The sequence below is a fragment of the Kitasatospora sp. NPDC054768 genome, assembly GCF_053612025.1.
The window spans coordinates 1-21,651 of record NZ_JBSHBN010000160.1 but is presented as its reverse complement, the minus strand read 5'-3'; the positions used below and the strand labels follow the sequence as shown (position 1 = coordinate 21,651).

Sequence of the window (21,651 nt, the reverse complement as noted above, 5' to 3'; positions counted from 1 at the left end):
GGGTGGGACCCGGGCCAGCCGAGCCGGGGAGCCGGCGGGCGCAGGCGGGGTGAGAGCGCTGGTAGCGGGTGTTCAGGACGGCTGGTGTGGTTGGCGTGTGGTGGGAAGGAGCCAGTCGGTGGTGCTGGAGGGCTGGTGTGGGGGTACCGCGCGGGGTGTGCCGCGGTAGTTCAGGTACATGCCGGTCAGCACGGTGACCTTGGCGCGCAGGACCCAGGGCTCGAACGGCTTGACGATGAAGTCGACTGCCCCGGCGTCGTAGCCGCGCAGCGAGTTCTCCGGGTCGTCGCCGATCGCGGTGACGAAGATGATCGGGATGTCGCGGGTGTGGGCGCGGCGCTTGATCTGGGCGGCGGTAGCGTAGCCGTCCATCCCGGGCATCTGCACGTCCAGGATGATCACGGCGATGTCGTTGTGCTGGAGCAGCGCCTTCAGGGCATCCGCGCCGGACGCGACGGCCAGTACGTCCCAGTCGGCGGCCGCGAGGACGGCCTCGAAGGCGACGAGGTTCGCTGGCTGGTCGTCGACGACGAGGACGCGGGGTCTGCAGACGGGACCGGAAGCGGGGGCGGGGGGTTCGATGCGCAGCAGGTCTTCGCCGGCCTGCTGCTCGGCCACGATCAGCTGGCGTTCCAGCAGCTCGCAACGTGCCTCGGCGGTGAGCTGGCGCCGGCGTGCTTCTCCGAGTTCGGCCTTCAGCCGGGCGATCTCCTCTTCCAGGGCTTTCTTCTCGCGGAGCAGGCCTTCGCGGTCCCCGGAGTACACGACGATCTCGTCCGCGCGGGCGCGCTCGTGCGCCCAGTCGTTCTCGAGCTGGTTGAGGCGCAGCTCGAGGTCGGCGATGCGGTGGTTCTTGTCGAGCAGGGCTTCGCCCAGGACGTCGCTGTGGGCGGCGGAGCGCCGGGAGAGGCGGTCGGCCTCGGCCAGCTGGAACTGCAACTGCTGGAGGGCGTGGCTGACCGAAGCGTTGGTCTTCTGCGCGGTCGAGTGCAGGGAGCGCAGGAGCTCGATCGTGTCGGGGGTCGCGACGCTGCCGCGGTCGGCGCCGACGTCGGTGAGCAGGTCCTGGACGAATTGCCAGGGTGGGATCCGCTGTCCGGACAGGTAGCGGGACAGGGCGCCGGGGCTCAGGTGCCGGCGGGCGCTGTAGCGGCGCATCGACACGGTGGGTCGTAGCCCTGCGAACAGGCTGCGCAGGGCCTCGGCGAAGGCGCGGCACTCGTTGTTCAGGTCGGGGTTCAGCGGTTGCAGGTTCCCCACCTGTCCACCCCCTGGTGTCTTGTCGGCCGCCACGGTACCGCCATCCTTGCAGTATTGGATGAAGCGGCCCGGAGAGCCGGAGCATCCGGGCCCGCGCTGGTGTCAGGAAGCGTGCTCGTCCTCTGCCGGTTCCTCGGGGCCGGCGATGAGCTGGTTGACGAGCAGTACGCCGGCACCGAAGGCGCCGACGCCGTACAGGACGCACTGAGCCAGGTGCAGGCCCCCTGCGGAGGCCAGGAGTCCCGCGCCGACACCCGTCAGCATGCCGATCAGCAGGACCAGGGTCGCCCTGGTCGACAGCAGTGCACGCTGCACCTTGAACCTCCTCGATCCGTGGCGGCCCTCGCCGTCCACGACCTGGCCGCCAGCCGGACCGGTCTGACGGTGCGTCACAGAATGGACGGGGCGGAGGGTGTTGCGCCTGTGTTTCCGGGGCGGAAACACCAAATGGAAACACCGACCGTCGCTACCTGCCCCTGGTCGAAGTGTTGCGCCGCAAGGGCGTGTTCGGTCCGGGGGAGTTGCGGGTAACCGAAGGTGGGCTGGGGAGGAGCGGGCGTGGGCGACACGGCGCCAGGTGGAGGGTTCGAGGTTGATCCGGACGTCGTGTTCAGGGCGTCGGTGCAGTTCCTCGGCTCGAAGGACTTCGTCTACAACATCGCCTCGGGGGTGGCGGGCGACCTCGTGTCCTCGGCGGGGATGGCAGGCGACGACACGATCGCCCACAACTTCGCGAAGAAGTACGAGCCGGCGGCCAAGAGCATGGTCAAGGCGATCGGCACGGCCGGGCAGGGCATGGCGACGATCTCCAGCCGCCTGCTGACGATGGCCGCCGGCTACTTGGCCGTCCAGGACTCGGTGGCTGCGGCGTTCACCGGGAGGATCAACACGTCGGCGCCGCTGGCCAAGGGAGCCCAGCAGTGCGCCGAGAACGAGGCGCACAACAGCCTGCCGATGGTCACCGGCTCGAAGGAGATCCACGAGATCCCGGTGATCGGCAAGTTCTGGCCTCAGGGCGACCCGAAGCGTCTGCGCGGCGCGGCCCAGGTGTGGGAGCAGTGCGCCTCGGTCATCGACACGGCGCAGCGCAACGCGGGCCGGCACGCCGCCGGGGTGATGGAGAAGTGCACCGGGGCGGCGTTCGAGGGCTTCAAGTCCTATGCGGCGACGGTGTACGACCCATGCCCGCAGGGCGGGACCATGGTGGCGGCGTCGCAGCCGTTGATGGTGAACATCTCGGCGGCGTGCCGGGAGCTGCAGGCGATCTGCGAGCAGTACGCGCAGGCGATCGAGATCTGCCAGGACACGCTGATCGGGCTCGGGGTTGCGGCCGGTGTCGTCACCACGGCCGGGGTGGTCCTGACCTTCTTCACCTTCGGGGCCTCGGACGCGGCCGCGGTGGCTGCCGACGCGGCCCTGGCGGCGGACGCGGCGCTGGCCGCCGAGGCGCTCGCCGCGGCGGAGGCGGAGCTGGCCGCGGCCGCTGCCGTCGCGGAGGCCGAGGCGGTCGTCTCCTCCCTGGCCTCACGGCTCGTGGTGCTCGCCGGAACAGCCGCCGCAGCCGCCGCGGTGCCGGCCGTGACGGGCATCGACTCGGCTGGCGCGGCCACGCCGCCCGACCCCGCAGGCCAGCAACCCGCAGGCGAGGCCACAGGTACGGCCGGCAGTCAGAGTCCGCTCGCCAACCCGCTCGTCGGGCCGATCCCCCCGCCCAAACCGCCGCCCTACCCGCTTTACGACGGGGCGCAGCAGATGGCGGCCAGGACGTGGATCGAGGGACTGCCGGAGCGCGCGCCGAACTACGGGACGGCGGAGGACCGTGCCTACCAGGTGTACACGGCGGGCAAGCCCGAGCGGAGGGTGCAGGGCGAGGACGGCAAGGAGGTCTGGGCGGATGGGTTCCGGCCGGCCGACGGCGCGCTCATCGACGCGAAGAACGTCCGCAAGACGGGCTGCAGCCCACGGTCGCTGAAGGGCCTCCAGGAGGACGACTTCAAGACCGGGCTCGTACTCGACAAGGACGAGGACGAACTCGCCCGCTACAAGGGCGCCATCGACAACCCGGCCAACCACGCCCAGTACCTTGAGGTCGACACACCTGACCCGGCGACAGTGGGCTACTGGCAGTACCTGCTCGCCAAGCACCACGTGAAGAGCAACGTCCGCGTCGTCACGATGCCCGCGCCGGAGCCCGAGGAGGGCTGATGGACACCATTCATCTCGCAGCGGCCCCAGGGACCACCTGGGTGCTCTCGCCGCAGGACGCCGAGAATCACCTCCGCGCCCGCTTCCCCGACCTGCAGGCGTGGCAGGAACAAGCGCCCGCCAGCGGGAAGGACTACGTCACCTTCCAGGTCGACCTCGACGGGACGAGCCGACGCGGTAGCTACTTCGAGCGCGGGCACCTGATCCTGGACGACGGAGACGCCGACCTTTGGGCCGACACCGCGGCCTGGTTCCTCGGACTCCTACCGGCCGATGCCCGCGCGGTCACCATGATCGAATCGAACCCTGACAGCGTGCGCGCCCTCCCGCCGGGCGCCGACGCAGCGCAGATCCGCGAGATCCTGCAGTCGCTCTTCGACGTCGAGTAGCCGCGTCGGCACGGCGACGTAGCCCGGTCGGCTGCCCGGCGTCTTCGCCCTGGCGCGCATTGCCGCAGACAACGGCTGCGCGTCGCGGCGCCGCGTGATGCCTCGGCTGTGCACCCGTACAAGGCCGGGCGTTGCACAGTGGCAGCGCTCGACCGCCTTGGCCAAGGACGGGCCGTGCGCCGTCGGGATCCACCCGGGACGGCCCGGCGCCGGGTGCCGGGGCGGGCCGCCGCTCCGCCCCGACCTGGCTGCTGACGGAAGGCCACCTTGCCGACCGCCACCTCGCCGCCCATGCCGGGCCGTTCAGGCGGCCCGGAACGCCCCTGCGGCCCGGTGGATGGTGCGCGGGCGCGCCGATCGGGGCGGTACGGGGTCGGCCGAGCTGACCGTTTTTGCCGGTGCTCTCGCGGCTGTGCTTCGGCGGTCTGATGGGCAGTCAAACCGGGTCCCGGTGGGCAGGTTGTGTGATGTGCGCCACTTTAACTACTGTGAGTTATTGATCATATCAACTGAGCTATTGGCATATGCCAAGCTCGTGGCCACCGGAGGATGCCGCCGGCCACCATGCCGACTACGTCAAGCAACCGTGGATGATCTCTTAGTGAAATTCGTTCGGATCTCGTGCGCGAATCCGGGGGTTGTGCCGGAAAGCTGGAAGTGAGCCGAAAGACGGCTCCGGTGAGGCAACGAGCGCCGCAATCCGACCGGAAACGAGCACATGGACAGCTGTACGCACTACCGGCTCCGGCACCTGCGGCCCCCGCGCACCGCCTGTGGCCCCCGGCGGTGTGCGGGGGGCGCGAAGTCGCGTGCCGGACACCCGCCGCACAGCGGGGAGGAGAGTTGAGCGAGGACTCCCCGGGGGTGACGGGCGCCGACGACGCGCCGCTGTGGGACCCCGCCACCGCGGCCGACGCGGTGTCCGCTCTCCCCGACACCTTCGCCCTGGAGGACGCCATCGACGTGGTCGGCACCGAGGTCGGCGTCGAGTTCGAGGGCTACGTCCTCGGCCAGCGCCCCGAGATGCTGCGCTTCGCCGAGGAGGTCCTCCAGTCGCTGCCGGCGGCCGAGAAGGTCATCCATGAGGTCACCGTCTACCTGGGCGCCAACTGGCAGCAGATCCTCTCCTCGCGCAACGCCGAGGACGAGATCTGGGAGGTGCTGGGCGCGGCCGTGCTGGAGGCGGCCTACCGCCTGGGGCGCGACCCCCGCCTGCAGCGGGACCTGGACACCGCGAGGCGGCTCATCGAGGACATGTTCGAACTCGTACACGACCGCTACAGCGATCTGGGAACCGTCCACGACGCCATGAAGCCGCTGACCCGCGGCGAGTTCGCCGCCGTCATGATCAAGCACGTGATGGGCTTCACCAGCAAGCTCGCCTCCCTGATCCTCAACGTCCACCCGGCCACCGTCGACCGGAACCTGCGCCGCGCCAAGGAACTCCTGCACGACGACCTGGCCCCGCTCCGGCTCTTCGAGGACCACCAGAACCGCGCCAGAGGAGGACGCCAGTGACGGCCCCCAATCCCACCGACCCGATGGCCCTCGGCAGGGTCGAGCAGCTTCTTGCCCGCGCCCGCCCCCAGCGCAGGACCACCGACGACTACCCCCGGGTCATCCGGCACATCGCCCACGACCTGGCGGCGCACCGGCGCGGCGAATACGAACAGCCCGCCTGGTGGGCCCACCACTCCCGTGCCCGCCTGGGCCTGGACTCCCTGGTCCGCTCCGTCCTCACCGAGGAAGCCCTGGCCACGGTCGTCGACCTCGCCGAGCAGGACGAGGTCAACGACCGGCCCGCCCAACTGCAGCACCCGATCGACGTCAGCGAGATCGACGCCGAGATCGCCGGCTTCCAGATCTTCGGCTGTCTGCTGTACCTGGCGGGCCACCCCGCCTCCGCCGCGTTCTGGTGGGGCATGGCTGCTGGCGCCGGCGACCAGCTCTCGGCCACCTTCGTCTACCTGCTCCACCTGCAGCGCGGCGAACTGCGCCAGGCCATCCGCTGGTTCGAGGAAGCACACTCCTTCCTCGACCGCCCCGTCAGCGCCGGCACCATTCCGCCCGGCGTACCGGACCTGGTCGGCTACATGCGCGCCCTGCCCGCCCACCTGGCACCGTGGACCAGCCCCGAGAACGCCGAGCCCACCGACCAACTGGCCCCCGAGGTCGAGCGCCTGGTGGTCCGCGCCGGCCCCGGCGACGCACCCGTCATCGACGGCGTCGCCGGACGCCCCGGCCCCCGCCTCGCCACCCAGATCGAACAACTTGCCAGCCACTGAACTGCTGATCGTCCGCCACCCCTCGTCCAGCGGGCCGATCCGCCCACCAAGCACCACCGAACCCCACCCGCCCCTGGCACGCCAGGGCGCCCGCACTCCTGACCTGGCCGCATCCACCACCGGCTGCACCGCCACCCCGGTCGGCCTCCACCTCCGCTACCGCCGGAACACGATTCCGTCCGGCCCACACCCACCGGAGCAACCCGATGTCCACAGTGCTCCAGCACACCGCCCTCATCACCGCGGCGAGCGCCTGCTGGTACGCCCTCGCCGTCTCCGCCGCCGCCGTCACCGCGGTGCTCGCCCGCACCGCCGACCGCCGCCGCGACGCCCGGGAGGTGCTCAAGGTCCTCGTCCACCGCCAGCGCTGACCGCCGGGCCTGGCCCCGGGCGGCTTGATGGGAACATTTGTTCGATTTAGGCTGGGGGTGTGACCAGCGCAGTTCCGTTCTCCCGCTCCCACCCCGGCCACCCGGCGCACCGGCCCGGCGACGCCGAGCGGGCACCGCGCGCGCTGATGTCCGGACCCGGCCGCTGCTGGGACACCGAGCCGCGCTGGCGATGGATCGAGATCCGTCTCGGCGGCCGGTGGCGGTCCGGCCGGATCGAGAGCTGGCGCCTGCACCAGGGCTCCATCGCCTGGGTCGCCCTGGTCCGCTGGGGCCCCGGCTTCGACGACTGGGGCTGGTACCTGCACCACCCCGACACCATCCGCCAGACCCCACAGCCCACCGATCCCGACGGCCCGGCGAGCTGGTGAACGCCGACACGGACAGCGAGGCCTCCGCCACCGACCTCGCCGACGCCTTGGAGACGTTCGCCGACCACGCCACCACCCCCCGGCACCTCTGTTGCCGGGGGCGACGTCTGGGTGACCATCGGCACCCCCTATGGAATCGAACAGCGCACCGTCCGCCTCCCCACCGGCGCCGCCGACTGGATCACCGAGCTCCTCCGCGACGAGACCCGGACGCTGGAGACCGGCCCCGGCGCTGCCGGCCGCGGCCGGGACGACGACGGCCAGGACGCCGGACTCGAACCGGCCTGGTGGTGACCTCGGCACCTACTCGCCGGGTTCCCCGCGCGCTTCGGTGCCGGCGGTGAAGCCGGATGGCATGGACGACGCGCACTGCTGCGGGGCCGGGCCTACGGTGCTGACCACGACGACCCCGACCCCGGCCCCGGCCCGGCCGTGCGTACCGCGAGCTCGTCGGCGGCCCCTCGACGGTCTCCTCGTCACGGGCTGGGACACCGACCAGCTCGCCGACAGCTCCGCGCTGGCCACCGAGATCGGCCGCTACGGTGCTGGCGGCCGATCTCCTGGCTCTGGTGGTGGGGTCAGCGGGCGTGGGTGACGGTGATCACGGGGTTGTCGCAGGTGGCGGCGATGCGCTGGATCGCGGTGTGTTCGGCGGGGTCGACGCTCAGGCCCCACCGGGTTTTCACGGTGACCCAGTCGGAGATGTAGCGGCAGGTGGCGCTGGCGGCCGGGGGCATCCACTGGGCGGGGTCCCGGTCGGCCTTGGACTGGTTGGCGCTGTCGTGGACCGCGAGGAGGGAGCGCGGGTCGTCGAGGTCGTTGGCGTAGGCCTGCCGCTCGGCCGCGCTCCAGGCCGCCGCACCGGAGTCCCACGCTTCGCCGAGGGGCACCATGTGGTCGATATCGACGTCGAACTTCGTGGTCTGCGTGGTCTCGTCGTACCAGGACTTCCACACGCCGGTGTCGGCGACGATGGTGCAGCGCCCGGTGATCTTCGGCGCGACGACGGCGTCTCGGAGCAGAACCTCGTTGCGGGTGTTGCACCCGTTGTGGTCGGCGTCGATCCAGTGCTTGAACTGTTCCCGGGAGTAGCCGTCACGGGGCCCTTCGTCCTCGACGGGCAGGGTCGAGACCAGCTCCGACAGGCGGGCGGTCACGACCTCGCCCGGTGCGGCGGTGGCCGTACCGGAGGGCAGCAGCACGGCGGGTACGGCGAGAGCGGTGGCGAGCGCGGTGCGCAGGGTTCTCATGCCGGGTCTACGTGCCCGGCGACCGCCGGGTGACGGGATGAGCGCAGGGTTCATCCGAAAGGCGACCCCGGAACCTTGGACGGTCGCTGGTCCGGACGATCTGTCACGAGCCAGCCTGCCTGGCCCGGACGATCCGGTGACGCCACGGACACGCCTTCCGCCAGGTCACAGGCGGGAACTATGGTGATCGCCCGGCCACCTCGACGGAAGAAGGGCACAGCATGGCGCGCACGATCGCCGACGCGTTCCTGTTCGACTCCACCTGGGGCGACGGCCGCCCGGAGCCACAGAGCTCCAGGGTCGGGCTTCCCCCGCCCCGGCACCCATTCGACCAGGCGCAGCTTGCCAAGATCCTCCGGGACAACCTCGATGGAGAGCTGACCATCATCGTGGACGCGAAGGGAAACCTGCGCCTGCGCTAACCCGACCGCCGATCTCCGCCCGGCATGCTGCCGCCTCGTCGTCGATGTGCCGGAGCTGGCTGCGGGTAAGCACCCGGTCCTCGCCGGACAGCTCACCGACGCTGGAGACCGGTTCCGGCGCCGCCGACCACGACCAGGGCGACGGCCAGGACGCCGGACTCGAACCGGCCTGGTGGTGGCCCCGGTACCTCCCGGATTCGCCCGCGCGGTGTCGGTGCTCCCGGGATCTCTCGTTCCCCGGAGCAGGGGGTTGGCCCCGCCGATAAATACCAACGACGTTGTCCGACCTCCCCTGTAGCGTGGCGATGCTATTAGCTCACTGGTCAAGCGAGGCAGGTTCAGGGTTGAGCAAGACCATGTCTGTTGATCTTCGCCGGTCGAAGATCGCCGCCTTCCTGCGGTCGTTGGACCCGACAGTGTTGTCGACCCTGCGGATAGGCGAAGCGGAAATCATCGGCATCGACCTGGTCGTGTCACTGTGCATCGCGATGACCGACGCCCGGGACCCTCGGCCGTGGCGTGAGCGGCTGGAGGACTTCTTCTCGCAGGTACCCGAGGAGGAACTAGAGCTTCTGGCACGGTACGTCACCGAGGGGAATCTTGAGGAATTCCTCGCAGAGGCCCAGAGCAGGGCCACGCGAGACACGTACAGAGCGTTCGTGCTGCGACTACTGGGCGCGGCCCGGTACCGCGCGATGCTGGTCGCGCTGAAGCACGACGGCGCCGTCGTGGGGCTCGCCGTCCGGCGGCTCATCCGGGCGGCCATGCCATTCGCGATGGCGTGGAGCGATGCCCTGGGGCTGATGTCCAAGGCCCAGCTGAAGGCCGCCACCCCGCAGAATGCCGAGGTGCTGCTCAACGCTGTGCAGCTCGTGGTTCAGGTCGACGCGCTCTTCGGCGAGAAGGTCCTGGCCGCGCTTCCCATGCAAGAGACCTCCGCGACGACGGACGATCTGACGACCTGGGAGCCCCAGAAAGCCCCAGAGTTCACGCAGACGGTCCGGGCCCTCATCTCAGATGGGACTGCCAAACGGGTTGAGCGAGCCAACTCCCCCCTGGTCAAGAAGATCAGGGGGGCGAGACACGCGCTCCAGCACTCCGAGGACGGCGTCTCCCAGGCGGCGAACTCGCTCATCGAGCTGATCGATCGCATCCTGCGGGAGGCGTTCCCGCAGAAGAAGTCTCTGGCATGGGCCCAGGCGAACTTCGACGATCTCTCTGGCCTCACCCACACCGAAGACGGGGTTCTGAAGCCGACCAAGCTCGCCGAAGCCCTCTGCTTCGTCTATGGAGGTGGCCCGCGCCCGGAGCCGACTGTGGTGGGCAGCGTTCAGCAGACGGGCAGCGTGGTTCACGAGATGGTCGCGCGCGTCATAGTCATTGCACGGAACAACCTACAGAAGATGAAGCACGCCGACTCCGGCTCAGAGGAGGAACGCGAGCAACTGCGGCGCATTTTGGTCGCCGTCGAGGGGGCCCTCATGCTCGGTCTCTCCCTTGGAGGCGTGCCGGCCCGGGGCTGACGCCACCCTGACTGGAACGGCCCGCGCCCGCTTCACCGAAGGCGACCAAGTAGCGCGAGGGAAGTCCGGGCGAGGCCCACGACCTCTGGGTGACCATCGGAATCGAGCAGCGCACCGTCCGCCTCCCCACCGGCGTCGCCGACTGGATCACCGAGCTCCTCTGCGACGAGACCCGGGCGTTGGAGACCGGCCCCGGCACCGCTGGCCACGACCGGGACGGCAACGGCCAGGACGTCGGGCTCGAACCGGCCTGGTGGTGAACCACCACATCCCGGATTCGCCCGCGCGCTGTCGGTGCGGGCTGAGAGGCTGGCGGGCATGGACGACGAGGCGCTACTGCGCGGCCGGGTCTACGGAGCCGACCACGACGACCCCAACCCCGGGCCCCGACCGGGGCATGCGTACCGCGAGCTCGTCGGCGGCCCGCTCGATGGCCTCCTCCTGGACGTCACAGACTGGAACACCGAGCAGCTCGCCGACGGCGCCGCGCTCGCCACCGAGATCGGCCATTACGGCGCTGGCGGCCGCGCCCACTACGAGCCCCGCCCCGCCGACCCGTGCCGCTGGGACTGGGCTGGCGACACCCCCTGACGGATGAGAGGCCCGCCAACGTGAGCGAAGCGCTGCTCGTCCGCCGCCCGGCCCCGGCTCGCCATCCGGCAGCCGATCGCGAGGCCGCGATCGGCTGACCACCCAGCCGCCGAACACCGCCCCCACCCGTGGGGCGGATCCTCGACATCCCGGAGGGGGACCCAACCGCATGAACGCCATCGCCGAGGCCATGTACCCGTTGCACGAGCTCGCCATCGACCTGGCGGCCGCGGACATCGAGAACGGGGCCAGCCAGTCCAGCGACTACGAGAGCTTCGGAGCGATCCTCTTCAACCTGCTGGAGGCCCACCAGCACCAACACCGGGTCCAGGGACACTCCGCAACCGCCGACTACCACGGGGACGCCGAGCTTCTGCTCGCCCAACAGGAAGCCCAGGACACCGTCGCGCTTGCTGAGCTGGCCCGGGACCTCAACGAGACGACCCGCCTGCGCCTGACATGATCGTCACCGGCCGCCCGGACCACCCCGAGAGCGAGGCCGAGACCTTGGCCAGGGCCGCCACGGCGGTCAACGACATGACCCGGGCCATCCTGTACGCCCTCGGCAGCGCGGTCACCCACGTAGCCAGCGGAATCGACGGAGGCTTTCCGTCCGGCGAGGTGCTCCGCAACGCCTGCACGGCCCTGACCCCCCTGCTGGACCGCTCCAGCGCCCTGGCGGCGACCGTCTCCTCGCTCGAACAGTGGCGGAGCGCTCTTGCCATCGCCCACCGCGCGCTGACCAGGCCGGACAAGCCCCTCCCGTACGACCCCACCGAGCCCGTCCTCGCCTGGATCACCGAGAACCAGGGCAATCCCAGCGCGCCACTGACCCGAGGACGGATCGCCGCCGGCACCGCGATCCAGAGCTTCGAAGTTGCCGATGCGCTTGCCGAACTCGACGTCACCTACTCGCCCGCCATCGGCTGGACCACCAGCTGAGCTGAAGGGTCGGAAGCGGTCACCACCGTGCCCGCGCGGCCTTTCAATGAGGAGCGCCAGGAGGGCATCGAGCGGCCCCGTGGTGCTGACCATTCACACCGTGACCGTGGCGGCCGAGGCGGCGCGCGGCGGTAGAAGCCGGAAGGCCGCCACCTGTGGGGTGGCGGCCTTCCGGTGCTTTCTCAGGGCCTCGGCAGCCTACCGCCGGCCAGCGACACCGGCCCGGCCGGCTCCGGCGGCGGTGCGCCGGGTGCCGCCGCCGTTGGCCTGTAGACCCCGGACACAGGCGGCACGATCCTTCGCGTGGGGGGCGCCGTTTCAGGAGGAGGCTCTACTCGCGAAAGGAAGGCGAGCCTACCCATCCTTTTGGCAGTCGACACTTCTCGTGCACCTGCAGTGAACGTGATGTACATCACTCTGCATCGGAATCATCCCAGGTCAGGGGACTCTAAGTCAGCGGACGATCACATTCCGCTAAATATCATGCCCTGATCCAGTGACGATCGCCTTCCTCCGAACGGTGGAAGGGGTGGAACGCAAGTTCCGCCCGGTTCGAACAACGGGCCCCTGTAACTGCACCTGTTCATCGGAAGGAGCGCCTTGTGGGGCACCACAGGCCCTGGCTCCCGCTGGCCATAGCCGCCGGACCCAGGATGACCGCGAGCACCCGCGCCGCGCGCACAACCGCTCGCACCGCCTCGCAGGCCACGACGGGCCGACAGCCCGTTCCCCGCGTCCCCGCGGAGCCTGACGTGCACGACTCGCAGCCGTACACCCCGTACGGCACCGAGCCCTCGACCCCGGAGCCCGCGCGGCCGGCTCCCCACACCTCCGCGGAGACCTGGTGAACGACCCCTGGGACCAGCAGATCGGACCCGACCCGGTCGAGGCCCTCCCGCGGGACTTCGAGGGCTTCTTCATCGCCTGGCAGAAGAAGTTCCTCAAGTACGCCGACTCCCGGCTGCGCTCCCGAGAAGACGCCGAGGACGTCGTCCTCCGCGCGGCCGCCATCATCCACCGCAAGTGGGACCGGATCCTCACCCACAAGAACCCCATCGCCTTCGCCTTCTACATCCTCCAGCGCCTGATCATCGACTACTGGCGCGACCAGACCCGCCAGGCCAAGATCGATCACGCGGCCCGCCTCCTCGCCCGCGACAGCCCGGTCCACCACCCCAGCGCCGACCTCGCCCAGTTCCACAGCCTCGCCGAATACGAACAGCTCGACCAGGCCCTCGACGAACTCGACGAACACTCCCCCGTCCAGGCCGCCTGCGTCCGGCTGCGCCACCTGGTGGGCATGTCCCACGACGAGATCGCCGTCCTGCTCGACATCACCTCCAGCAAAGCCAAGAACGAGACCTGGATGGGGATGCGCTTCCTCAAGGACAGGCTCGACCGCCCCGCCGGGGCGAAGGGAGAACACCACCGTGACGACCTTCGAGGGAACCCTCGCGGCTGAAGCCGACCGCCTCGAACAGAAGTACGCGGACCACGACACCGAGGCCTTCACCCGCCGTCTCGCCCGACGGATTGCGGAAGAGAGCGCAACGCCCCCTACCGAGCTCGAACCGGACTGGACGACGCCCATCGACCAGTCCGCTGCCAGCAGGCCGACCCCGTTGCGCCCGCCCCGGCCGTCCCGCCCGCCGCGGCCCACCCGCCGCAGCATGCGCCGGCGCCGGGCGATCCTGCGGGGAACGGTGCACGCGGCCGCGCTGCCCGGCCGCCCCCGAGCCAGCACGAACCTGGCCGGCGAGCTGACCCGTCTGTGCGAGGACGTCCTGAAGTCCGACCAGATCCTCACCCTGGCCGACTTCGTCGAGGACTACGACGACGTCGGCGCGCGTACCTTCGCCTGCCTGCTCTACGCCCTCGGCAAGATCGACAGCGCGCTGTACTGGTGGAAGTTCGCGGCCGGGGCAGGCGACGGCCTGGCAGCACACTGCCTGGCCGTGCATCACGCCGCCCTCGGCACCCCGACCGACGCGCGGGTCTGGCGTACCTTCGCCAGACTGGTCGGATTCAACCCCCTCCAGCACCTCCCCCGGCCGGTGCGCGCCGGAACGGAGCCCGCCCGCAGCCTCGCAGCCACCGTCACCCACAACTCTCAACTCGAACAGTTCCTCGCCCAGCCCGCAGGGCTACCCCAAGAACTGATCCTCCGCTAGCGCCACCTGTCGGCGTCGCCCACCAGGCAACACCACCAGCCGCACGGCTGCACCACCCCGACCACCAGGAGTACGACCGTGTCCCCCGCCCTGCACAATGCCGCGCTCATCACCGCCGCCAGCACCGCCTGGTACGCCGTGGCGATCACCGCCGCGGCCGTCACCGCCGTCGCCGCCCGCAACGCCGACCGCCGCCGCGACGCCCGGGAGGTCCTCAAGGTCCTCCTCGTACGCCGCAGCCGCTGACCGACCGAACCCGGAAGGCCGCCACCCGCAAGGTGACGGCCTTCCACTGTTTCCTCAGCGCCAGACGATCTCAACGTGTTGTACCAGGAACGCCAGCACCGCGAGGACCGCCCCGGCACCAGCGTTCGACAGCATCGAGCCGAGCATCCGGCCCGGATCACGCCAGGCCGGCCGCTCCGGCTGCGCCGCCTGGGAGTGCTGGTTTGTCCTGCCGGTGCGCGGCGCCGGGCGCTGCCGCCGTGAAGTGCGCGTTGTCATGAGATTCCCCCCCCCCGAGTCGTGGATGGCTGAACGGACACGGCCGCACACGACGACGCTCCAGTGTGCGCGGCCCCCGGGCAGGGCCGGGGCGGGTCCGTGGCACCGGACTGTAGGAAGTTGAGAGCGCCGGTCAAGTCGGTCCAAGGCCCGAATCCTGATGGGCGACCAGCGGCCGGGGCACGTGAAACCGGCGGACTCTACACCCTCCTGGCGACCGGTCAACCCCTCCAACCTGCTGGTTCGTCACTTCGAACCCAGTGATGGCCTCCACCCCGGGAAACGGGACGGAGGCCACCTGATTCGGGGCCGCCGGGCTGGGTCAGCTGGCGAGCGCTGGCAACTGCCCGGCAGGACGGCGTCTCGGGCTACCGCCCGGAGCCAGCCGCAGCTGGGGCTACGGCTTCGCCGATCCTGGGGACTACTGCTGGCAGGCGCCGCCACACTTCTCGTCAAAGTGACGTAAACTGATGGCGGGCAGTCAGGTCCGGCTGCCCAGCTCCCGCGTGCCCAGGAGGCGTGCCGTGGTCGACCAGTCGACGGAACCCCATGTGAATCTCGCGTTCGGTCTCCGGGCCATACCCGGCGGGTATGCGGTCCTGCTTGGTGCTGGCGCATCGGTGTCATCCGGGATGCTCTCGGCCTGGGGAGTCCAGTGCGACCTGATCCGCATGATCGCCGCCGTTGAGGACGCGGAGATCCCCCACACCGACACCGGGCCGTACGACTGGTACGTCAAGCGTTTCGGCCGGCCTCCGGCCTACGACACCCTCCTGGCCGACCTGACCAAGACCCCCAGCGAGCGCCAAGCCCTGCTGCGCAGCTACTTCGAGCCGAACGAGACCGAACGGGAACAGGGACTCAAGCGCCCGACTGACGCCCACCGGGCCCTGGCCCGGCTGGTCGCCTCCGGACACATCAGGGTGATCATCACCCTGAACTTCGACCACCTCGTCGAGGCCGCCCTGCGCGAAGAAGGCCTCAACCCGGCCGTCATCAGGAACCCATCAGACCTGGACGGGATGCTCCCCCTGCACGCCCAGCGCCAGGGCGTCGTCGTCCACCTCCACGGCGACTACCTCGACCCGACCAGCATGCGCAACACCCCCGAGGAACTGGCCGAGTACGAGCCGAAGGTCGACCGCTTCCTCGACCAGGTCTTCGACGAGTACGGCCTCATCATCGCCGGCTGGTCCGCCACCTACGACCCCGCCCTGGGCACCGCCCTCAAACGCTGCCCCACCCGCCGCTTCAACACGTACTGGGCCGACCCCTCCCCCCTGTCCGACGCCGCCTCCGAGCTCCTGGAGCACCGACAGGGCACCTACGTCGAGGCCGACGCCGACCGCTTCCTCGGCCGCACCGCCGACGCCGTCACCGCCCTCGCCGAGAGCAACCGCGACAACCCCAACAACATTGCCGTCGCCATCGCCACCGCCAAGCGCGAACTCCGCGGCCAGGGCCCCGCCATCAACCTCCACGACACCCTACGCCGCGAAGCCACCCGCCTCGCCAACCACCCGCTGCGCACCCAGACCCCGGACATCCCGCAGTCCGACCTGGAGGCCGAGCACGAGCAGCGGCTCAAGACGTGGGAGGCCGAGACCGAGAAGCTCGCCGCCCTGGTCGCGGTCACCGCCTACTGGGGTGACGACGCCACCGACCGGTACTGGTTCCCCGACATCGAGCGCCTGGCCGACATCACCTGGGACAGCGGACAGCCGGCGCTCAACGACCTTCGCCGTACGCCGGCCACCGTGCTCCTCCACAGCGCCGGCGTCGGAGCCGTCGGAAACGACCGGTGGTCCCTGGTGGCCCGCCTCCTCACCGACCCTCGCGCCCAAGGCGTTCTGCAGAGGGTCGAGAAACCGGCCGCAGCCCTTCTCGGGCCGAAGACCGTCATGGGCTGGGGATCGGCGCCGCGGCTCCACACGTACCTCAAGCCCATCTTCACCGGGCACGTGATGGCCAGCGCCACCGCCTTCACCGAGGCATGGGAGAGGTTCGAGTACCTGCGCCTGCTCGTCCAACAGGACACCGAGCGGTCCATTGAATGGCCCTGCCTGCGGATCACCGGGACGCGCGGTGACTACCGTCCACTGGCCTCGAACTGGCTCGACCGCGAACTCGGCACCCGGGGCGGACAGCACCCCCTGCTGCTCTCCGGGTTCCTCAGCGGCGACCCCGACCGGCTCACCACCGCCCAGGCCGCCGTGAACGCCTCGATCACCGAGTGGGTCGAGCACATCGACGCGTCCACCGGCCTCACCCTCCGCTCCGGGCCGTTCTACCTTCACGATCTGCGCTGAGCTTATGGCCACACGACCTCGGTGACGCGACCGCCGATGGGACGGCCCCAGTAGTTTGCGGCATCGCGCTTCTTGAGTGCGGGTTCCACTACCCGGATCGCGTCGCGGGCGAAGGTGTTGGGGACGAGGGCGACGCGGTGGCACAGGAGGTCGTTGGGGTCGATGTTGAAGCCCTGCCACTTGCCGTCGTAGTGGCGCTTCTCGGGGCGTACGACGTCGATGAGCTCGAAGGCTTCGAGCGGCTGATGGGTTTCGTACGCCTCGCGGCCCAGGCCGTACCAGCCTTGCCGTGCCTCGCCGGTCACGGCGGTCACCATGTGTCCGCTGCTGCTCTGGGCGCCGGAGAAGGCGAGGAGGTCGAGCCACATCAGGAGGGCGGCGATCTCGCTCGTGGTGAGGGCATGGATCCAGCCGTGGGTGAAGAACTCCGGCGGGAGCTCGATGCACTGCTCGGTCGGCAACGGCACGGTGTACGGGATGGCCGCCGCCTTGGTGCTGGCCGCGCTCTCGTGGAGCAGCTGGACGCTCGTGATCGGATGACGGGGGCTGGGCCGCGGCACGTTGACGAGGTGCAGGGATTCCAGCTTCTTAACGGCCTCCTTGAGCTGCCGGACCTTGTTGGTTGAGTCCGCCGCGTTGAGGATCCCCGAGTTCGCCGAGGCGTTGGCGGCGACGAGCGCCGCCCAGGACAGGCCGCTCGCGGTGGGCTCGATGGGGATGTCGTTCCGCCAGCGGTGGCCAGCAGTCGCCCGGCACTGGGCGGCGAAGAGCATGGTCAGGTGCAGCCGCAGCGCCACCCCCCTGGGAAGGATCATGCGGGCCGCCACCGGCCTGTCTTCGACGGGAAGTGGGTGCCGCTCATCCACTACCTTGGCCATCCGCTCCAGGCGGTAGTACTGCCGACGCAGGCGGATCGCCGGAGGGCGTGTGCCGGTCTCCCACAGCTTCTTCGAGTCGCGGATCACCGCACCGTGCTCCCCGCTCTGGCGCAGCCGCACCAGGGCGTTCAGCCGGACCTTGACCTTACGGGCGGAGCTTGAGGCGGGCACAGAAAACCCCTCCGGATTGAACGCGCGGCACGACGGTGGAACGGCTTCCCGTAGCGTGCTCGGCCGTCGCCCGCAGGGGTTCACGCGGCATGCACCCGGCAGAAGTCCCGTGACCTGCGGGAACGTTGCCAGGGGCCGCGCCAGCAAAACGAGAGCGAACGGAATGAACGCTACGGATTGATCCTCATGTATGCCTACTTAGCTAACTTGTAAGTCATAGGTCATATCGAAGCTAGCGTTCATGAGGATCAATCCGTAGCACGATCATACCTGAGTGACCATCACGCAGGTGGACCATGGTGGGAGACACAAAAGCGGGAGCGCGGCACCCAGCCGCACTCCCGCCGACAACACATGACCCAGGTGGCACGCCGGCAAGCACCGCCACCTCGGGGCTACAACCCGTCCCCCATCAAGGAGAACCAGTTGCCAGACAACCGTAACGCGGACAAGGGCCGCGAGAGCTCGATCATCAACATCAACATGACCGGCCACGCCCAGCTCACCCTGACCGCCCCGGTGAACTACGCGGACCACGGCGCCACCAACACGGTCACCACCACCGAGCCGGCGAACACCGACGCCACGGCCAAGACCCCGTTCTGGAAGAGCGGCACCTTCTGGACCGCGGTCGCGGCGCTCGCCGCGGTGGCCAGCACCATCGCGGCCTTCATGGCCCTGAAGTAGCCCAACGGGGTCGGGGAGGCCGTCACCTCCCCGACCCCGCCTGCCGCCTCCTCCAGGCCGCTCACCGTGGCGCCGGACAAGCGGAGGACCCTCTCGGTCGGGACGGCCCGCTACGCCCACTCGACGCCGTGTTCGGCGAGTTGTGTGAGCTGGCCCGGAGTCAGCTTCGCCCGGCGGGCCTTCTGGTTGTTGAGCCAGGTGCCCAGAGCGAAGTGCGACACCACCACCTGCTCCTCACCCCCAGGACCCGCTTCCACGGCCTCCACCGGCTCCTTGTGCGGGCGGGGGACCCGGGGATGCCGCTCCCGCTCCACGAACTGGGCGAGGGCCGCCAGGCCCTGCTGGAACCGGTCGCCACGGGAGACCTTCGGCTTCGCCTCGGCCGCGGCCTTGGCAGCCACCAGCTCGGGGTCGGCCTCGATCCCGATCGCGACGAGCAGGTCGCGCTGCTCCTCCTCCAGGCCGGGCCACCCGCCGCGCTGCGCCTGCACCCACCGGCCGAGCTGCTCGCCCTCGAAGACGACATCGTTGGGCAGCTGCGCCCAGTCGACACGACCGTCGGCCTCCAGCCACCAGCGGCGGGCGGCGGCGTAGGTGCGCTGCCAGGTGATCGGCCAGGCGGGACACCACCAGGGGTCGATCTCCTCCAACTGCCGACGCCGGTGCGCGGAGAGCGCCCCGGCCTGGCCGTCGGGGACCTGGGCGGCGGCCCGCAGGCCGGAGAGCCAGGTACCGATTGGGTAGCCGCCGATCGAGGCCCGCGCGGGCGCAGCCAGCGAGCCGCCGTGCCCCTTCGCCCAGACCCGCGCCCAGTCCAGGCCGGCCTCGAACCGCGCGTCCGGCACCGACCACACCATGCCGAGTACGTCGAGCATGTCGACCCGATGTGGCGCCAGATCGCCCGCCGCATACTCCACTCGACGGTCCGCAAGCCAGCGTCCGAGCGGGAATTTCCCTTCTTTCCCGGTCATCTCAGAATAGGGGACTTCGAGGTTACCGAATTCCTGGTTCCAGGCCCTGGCATGTGCGATCCCCTCACGCCAGTACTGCCCTTCACCGGTCAGCACCCTGGTCCGCACGAAAAGCGCCAGAGAATCCGCGTCCTTGGGGGTCAGGAACCGCACCGGCAGCGTGAACGACGGCTTCCCGTCCGGCCCCGTCAGTCCGGGCGGCTGCACCGCCTCGGCGCTGCGCCCGCTGGTGCGATAGCCGCTGCGCTGGGGGACAGCGAGGTTCTCGACGACCTTGGCGTCGTGGGCCCGCAGCGAGGTGAGGACCTTGACCAGGGGCGCGTAGGAGTCCGACTCCAGGAAATCGTCGGGTTCCTCGTCGTCCTTGAGGAAGACGGTCACGAGAAGCGACGCGACCTTATCCGGATTGTCGGGGTCGAGCCGGACGGTCCGGCCGATCCGCTGAATGTTCTGGACCATGGACCCGTAGCCCTGGAGGAGCGCGCCGTCCGCGCCCGGGATATCAACTCCCTCACCGAGGACAAGACAATTCGAGAGGACCGCGTGTTGAAGTCCTACATTCTCGGACGTCCCGAAACCGCCAATGACCTCCTGTCGGAAATCCGTCGAGTGCTCCCCGGAAATCCATTGGGACCAGAACTCTTCCGGATATTTGTCCGGGTCTTCATTGTGAAGGCGTTCCACGGTCTGGTTCAGCGTCTCAGAGAAATACCGGGCCTCGATGGTGCGAGTGTGGAAGGTGAGGACCCGCCGCAATTTCCGCTCCGCCATCGTCTTCACCAGGGCGGCCTGCATCGCGGCGACGCGCTCGGGGTGGACCTGGTCGTCCTCCTCGTCCTCACCCACCCCCGGCCCGTAGGGCAGGGGCTGACGCCGCGCCGCCTCACGGTTCTTCACCGGGTCACGCAGCTCCAGCACCACGATCTCGAACGGCGCCAGCAACCCCCGGTCGATCGCGGCCTGGAGCCCCAGGTCGAACACGCACTCCCCGTAGACCGCGGTGTCGTCCATGGAGCACAGCAGGCCCTCCTCCAGCGGCTGGTAGGCACCCTCACGCCGCCGCACCGACCTCGGCGGCGCCCACACCCGCGGAGTCGCCGTCATGTACAGCCGCCGCACCGCCGGGATCGCCCCCTGGTCGTGCACCACCGTCCACGTCTTCTCCACCGACCCCGACGACCGGTGCGCCTCGTCGCAGAGCATCAGGTCCAGCGGGGGCACGGGCCGACCCAGCAGGGCGGGGTCGACCCGGTAGGCGTCCTGGACGGCGCCGGTGGAGGCGTAGGTGGCGAACAGCGTGACGGGTCGGCGGTCCCGGGCCGCGGCGGCGAGCCAGTAGGCGATCTGTACGGGGTTCGTCGAGCGGTCCACACCGTAGGGAAGCTCTCCGGCCTCCAGCGAGCACACCGCGTACATCTCGCCCGAACGGCCGGCCCTACGCCACGACCCGATCATCTGCAGCAGCAGGTCGAGGGTCGGCACCACCACCAGGACGGAGCCCCGCGGCGCGATCCGCTGCCCGGCCACCGCCCCGACGTAGCTCTTCCCTGTGCCCGTGGCCATCTTCACGTTCACTCGCAGCCCGGCCGGCACCTCCACCCCCGGCCGCTGCGACAAGCCCCGCACGATGGCCTCCAGGGCCTCCTCCTGGTGCCCCCGCAACGTGATCCCCACGGGCTCCTGAGCCTCGGCCAGGAAAGTCTCCACGCTCACAGAAAGGTCTCCCCTCGAATGCCCCGAGTCGGACCCGGGATCTGGCAGGAAATACTGACAGTGCGTTTCTGATACAACCATGGCCGGGCTCTTTTAAGGCCGGTCACGGCCGGAAATCAAGCCCATCCGTGAGCGGGCCGCTTGCAGCCTACCAGGCTCCGCCGGAGAATTCCGGGAATCCTTGAATCGCCGGGTTCGAACCCCGAATCCGGCGGGATCTCCCAACATAGAAAAACTGATACACTGTCACCGTAGGACACCTTCCGAGCGTAGCGCACCCCCGGTCGCGGAGGAGCCCGAATCACGACCTGGCCCCGGTCTAGACCAATCTTGCAAGGGTGGAGCCGACCCGCACGCGCCCCCTCGGCTCCACCCTCCCCTTAGTCAGCCTGTCGTAAGCCCAGCCAAAATCCCAGTTCAGCGATATGATGAAGCCTCAGCCCTTCGGCACCATGGAGCGAAGCGGAGTGGTGCCGGCCCGAGCGCGAAGCGCCGGGCCCACCCGGGCGAAGCCCGGGTGCGGACACGCGGAGCGGGTCCGCCGCCTGACCGAAGGTCTGGCGCGAACGAAGGGCCGCAGTCCCGTAGGGACCCGGTCGGTTATACAACAATACCAACCC

Annotated in this window: 24 protein-coding genes and 1 pseudogene; 19 read left to right on the top strand and 6 right to left on the bottom strand. The window is 69.8% G+C overall.

Annotated features, from left to right (window positions below):
• Positions 1-72: 72 nt before the first annotated feature.
• Together ACWGKU_RS33535 and ACWGKU_RS33530 are read right to left on the bottom strand one after the other, a co-directional pair.
• The gene (locus ACWGKU_RS33535; protein ID WP_452180697.1) at positions 73-1,260 is read right to left on the bottom strand and encodes a response regulator; all 1,188 of its coding nucleotides are present in this window, start codon (positions 1,258-1,260) and stop codon (positions 73-75) included.
• A gap of 102 nt (positions 1,261-1,362) precedes the next feature.
• Positions 1,363-1,575, bottom strand: coding sequence for a hypothetical protein (locus ACWGKU_RS33530; RefSeq protein ID WP_452180698.1), 213 nt, complete (start codon positions 1,573-1,575; stop codon positions 1,363-1,365).
• A 243-nt stretch (positions 1,576-1,818) separates the two neighbouring features.
• Here ACWGKU_RS33530 and ACWGKU_RS33525 point away from each other — a divergent pair, with 243 nt between their 5' ends.
• From ACWGKU_RS33525 to ACWGKU_RS33490, 8 genes and pseudogenes are all read left to right on the top strand, one after another.
• Positions 1,819-3,465, top strand: coding sequence for a restriction endonuclease fold toxin-2 domain-containing protein (locus tag ACWGKU_RS33525; protein ID WP_452180699.1), 1,647 nt, complete (start codon positions 1,819-1,821; stop codon positions 3,463-3,465).
• Positions 3,465-3,854, top strand: a complete 390-nt coding sequence (locus tag ACWGKU_RS33520) for a hypothetical protein (RefSeq protein ID WP_452180700.1) — start codon at positions 3,465-3,467, stop codon at positions 3,852-3,854. Before ACWGKU_RS33525 ends, ACWGKU_RS33520 begins: the two co-directional genes overlap by 1 nt.
• An 843-nt stretch (positions 3,855-4,697) precedes the next feature.
• Complete coding sequence (locus ACWGKU_RS33515; RefSeq protein ID WP_452180701.1) at positions 4,698-5,372, top strand: hypothetical protein; 675 nt, start codon at positions 4,698-4,700, stop codon at positions 5,370-5,372.
• Complete coding sequence (locus ACWGKU_RS33510; RefSeq protein ID WP_452180702.1) at positions 5,369-6,139, top strand: hypothetical protein; 771 nt, start codon at positions 5,369-5,371, stop codon at positions 6,137-6,139. Before ACWGKU_RS33515 ends, ACWGKU_RS33510 begins: the two co-directional genes overlap by 4 nt.
• A gap of 206 nt (positions 6,140-6,345) precedes the next feature.
• Entirely contained in the window at positions 6,346-6,510 is a 165-nt protein-coding gene (locus tag ACWGKU_RS33505; RefSeq protein ID WP_452180703.1) for a hypothetical protein, read from the top strand.
• Positions 6,511-6,569: 59 nt separating this feature from the next.
• Positions 6,570-6,899: a hypothetical protein gene (locus ACWGKU_RS33500; protein WP_452180704.1), complete on the top strand. Its 330-nt coding sequence runs from the start codon at positions 6,570-6,572 to the stop codon at positions 6,897-6,899.
• A gap of 111 nt (positions 6,900-7,010) precedes the next feature.
• A complete protein-coding gene (locus ACWGKU_RS33495) occupies positions 7,011-7,193 on the top strand; it encodes a hypothetical protein (RefSeq protein ID WP_452180705.1) in 183 nt (60 codons plus the stop codon).
• A 75-nt stretch (positions 7,194-7,268) separates the two neighbouring features.
• Positions 7,269-7,494: pseudogene (locus ACWGKU_RS33490) on the top strand (hypothetical protein).
• Here ACWGKU_RS33490 and ACWGKU_RS33485 read toward each other — a convergent pair.
• Positions 7,478-8,149, bottom strand: coding sequence for an HNH endonuclease family protein (locus ACWGKU_RS33485; protein ID WP_452180706.1), 672 nt, complete (start codon positions 8,147-8,149; stop codon positions 7,478-7,480). The pseudogene ACWGKU_RS33490 and the gene ACWGKU_RS33485 sit on opposite strands and share 17 nt — an antisense overlap.
• Before the next feature lie 221 nt (positions 8,150-8,370).
• Between ACWGKU_RS33485 and ACWGKU_RS33480 the strand changes: the two genes are divergently transcribed.
• The 9 genes from ACWGKU_RS33480 to ACWGKU_RS33440 all read left to right on the top strand — a co-directional run bounded on the left by ACWGKU_RS33480 (position 8,371) and on the right by ACWGKU_RS33440 (position 14,044).
• Positions 8,371-8,571, top strand: a complete 201-nt coding sequence (locus ACWGKU_RS33480) for a hypothetical protein (RefSeq protein ID WP_452180707.1) — start codon at positions 8,371-8,373, stop codon at positions 8,569-8,571.
• Positions 8,572-8,915: 344 nt separating this feature from the next.
• Positions 8,916-10,094, top strand: coding sequence for a hypothetical protein (locus tag ACWGKU_RS33475; RefSeq protein WP_452180708.1), 1,179 nt, complete (start codon positions 8,916-8,918; stop codon positions 10,092-10,094).
• A gap of 89 nt (positions 10,095-10,183) precedes the next feature.
• Positions 10,184-10,354, top strand: a complete 171-nt coding sequence (locus ACWGKU_RS33470) for a hypothetical protein (RefSeq protein ID WP_452180709.1) — start codon at positions 10,184-10,186, stop codon at positions 10,352-10,354.
• 58 nt (positions 10,355-10,412) lie between these two features.
• Positions 10,413-10,685, top strand: a complete 273-nt coding sequence (locus ACWGKU_RS33465; protein WP_452180710.1) for a hypothetical protein — start codon at positions 10,413-10,415, stop codon at positions 10,683-10,685.
• A 169-nt stretch (positions 10,686-10,854) separates the two neighbouring features.
• Positions 10,855-11,148, top strand: a complete 294-nt coding sequence (locus ACWGKU_RS33460; RefSeq protein ID WP_452180711.1) for a hypothetical protein — start codon at positions 10,855-10,857, stop codon at positions 11,146-11,148.
• Positions 11,145-11,627, top strand: coding sequence for a hypothetical protein (locus ACWGKU_RS33455; protein WP_452180712.1), 483 nt, complete (start codon positions 11,145-11,147; stop codon positions 11,625-11,627). Before ACWGKU_RS33460 ends, ACWGKU_RS33455 begins: the two co-directional genes overlap by 4 nt.
• Before the next feature lie 844 nt (positions 11,628-12,471).
• Entirely contained in the window at positions 12,472-13,089 is a 618-nt protein-coding gene (locus ACWGKU_RS33450; RefSeq protein WP_452180713.1) for an RNA polymerase sigma factor, read from the top strand.
• A complete protein-coding gene (locus ACWGKU_RS33445) occupies positions 13,058-13,798 on the top strand; it encodes a hypothetical protein (RefSeq protein WP_452180714.1) in 741 nt (246 codons plus the stop codon). Before ACWGKU_RS33450 ends, ACWGKU_RS33445 begins: the two co-directional genes overlap by 32 nt.
• A 78-nt stretch (positions 13,799-13,876) precedes the next feature.
• The gene (locus tag ACWGKU_RS33440; RefSeq protein ID WP_452180715.1) at positions 13,877-14,044 is read left to right on the top strand and encodes a hypothetical protein; all 168 of its coding nucleotides are present in this window, start codon (positions 13,877-13,879) and stop codon (positions 14,042-14,044) included.
• A 54-nt stretch (positions 14,045-14,098) separates the two neighbouring features.
• Here the strand turns inward: ACWGKU_RS33440 and ACWGKU_RS33435 are convergent, their stop codons facing one another.
• Positions 14,099-14,302 carry a hypothetical protein gene (locus tag ACWGKU_RS33435; protein ID WP_452180716.1) on the bottom strand — a complete coding sequence of 68 codons (204 nt, stop codon included), beginning with the start codon at positions 14,300-14,302 and terminating at the stop codon, positions 14,099-14,101.
• Positions 14,303-14,973: 671 nt separating this feature from the next.
• Between ACWGKU_RS33435 and ACWGKU_RS33430 the strand changes: the two genes are divergently transcribed.
• Entirely contained in the window at positions 14,974-16,611 is a 1,638-nt protein-coding gene (locus tag ACWGKU_RS33430; RefSeq protein WP_452180950.1) for an SIR2 family protein, read from the top strand.
• A 2-nt stretch (positions 16,612-16,613) separates the two neighbouring features.
• Here ACWGKU_RS33430 and ACWGKU_RS33425 read toward each other — a convergent pair whose 3' ends face one another.
• The gene (locus ACWGKU_RS33425; protein ID WP_452180951.1) at positions 16,614-17,660 is read right to left on the bottom strand and encodes a hypothetical protein; all 1,047 of its coding nucleotides are present in this window, start codon (positions 17,658-17,660) and stop codon (positions 16,614-16,616) included.
• A 426-nt stretch (positions 17,661-18,086) separates the two neighbouring features.
• On the opposite strand from ACWGKU_RS33425, the gene ACWGKU_RS33420 reads away from it, so the two are divergent.
• Positions 18,087-18,347, top strand: a complete 261-nt coding sequence (locus ACWGKU_RS33420) for a hypothetical protein (protein WP_452180952.1) — start codon at positions 18,087-18,089, stop codon at positions 18,345-18,347.
• Positions 18,348-18,457: 110 nt separating this feature from the next.
• Here the strand turns inward: ACWGKU_RS33420 and ACWGKU_RS33415 are convergent, their stop codons facing one another.
• Positions 18,458-21,031, bottom strand: coding sequence for a Helicase associated domain protein (locus ACWGKU_RS33415; protein ID WP_452180953.1), 2,574 nt, complete (start codon positions 21,029-21,031; stop codon positions 18,458-18,460).
• Between the last annotated feature and the right edge of the window lie 620 nt (positions 21,032-21,651).

Bases quoted from the DNA above. Each gene is read 5' to 3' on its own strand.
- ACWGKU_RS33520 (WP_452180700.1), top strand. From the start codon at position 3,465: ATGGACACCATTCATCTCGCAGCGGCCCCAGGGACCACCTGGGTGCTC.
- ACWGKU_RS33505 (WP_452180703.1), top strand. From the start codon at position 6,346: ATGTCCACAGTGCTCCAGCACACCGCCCTCATCACCGCGGCGAGCGCC.
- ACWGKU_RS33485 (WP_452180706.1), bottom strand. From the start codon at position 8,149: ATGAGAACCCTGCGCACCGCGCTCGCCACCGCTCTCGCCGTACCCGCC.
- ACWGKU_RS33480 (WP_452180707.1), top strand. From the start codon at position 8,371: ATGGCGCGCACGATCGCCGACGCGTTCCTGTTCGACTCCACCTGGGGC.
- ACWGKU_RS33465 (WP_452180710.1), top strand. From the start codon at position 10,413: ATGGACGACGAGGCGCTACTGCGCGGCCGGGTCTACGGAGCCGACCAC.
- ACWGKU_RS33460 (WP_452180711.1), top strand. From the start codon at position 10,855: ATGAACGCCATCGCCGAGGCCATGTACCCGTTGCACGAGCTCGCCATC.
- ACWGKU_RS33455 (WP_452180712.1), top strand. From the start codon at position 11,145: ATGATCGTCACCGGCCGCCCGGACCACCCCGAGAGCGAGGCCGAGACC.
- ACWGKU_RS33435 (WP_452180716.1), bottom strand. From the start codon at position 14,302: ATGACAACGCGCACTTCACGGCGGCAGCGCCCGGCGCCGCGCACCGGC.
- ACWGKU_RS33430 (WP_452180950.1), top strand. From the start codon at position 14,974: ATGATCGCCGCCGTTGAGGACGCGGAGATCCCCCACACCGACACCGGG.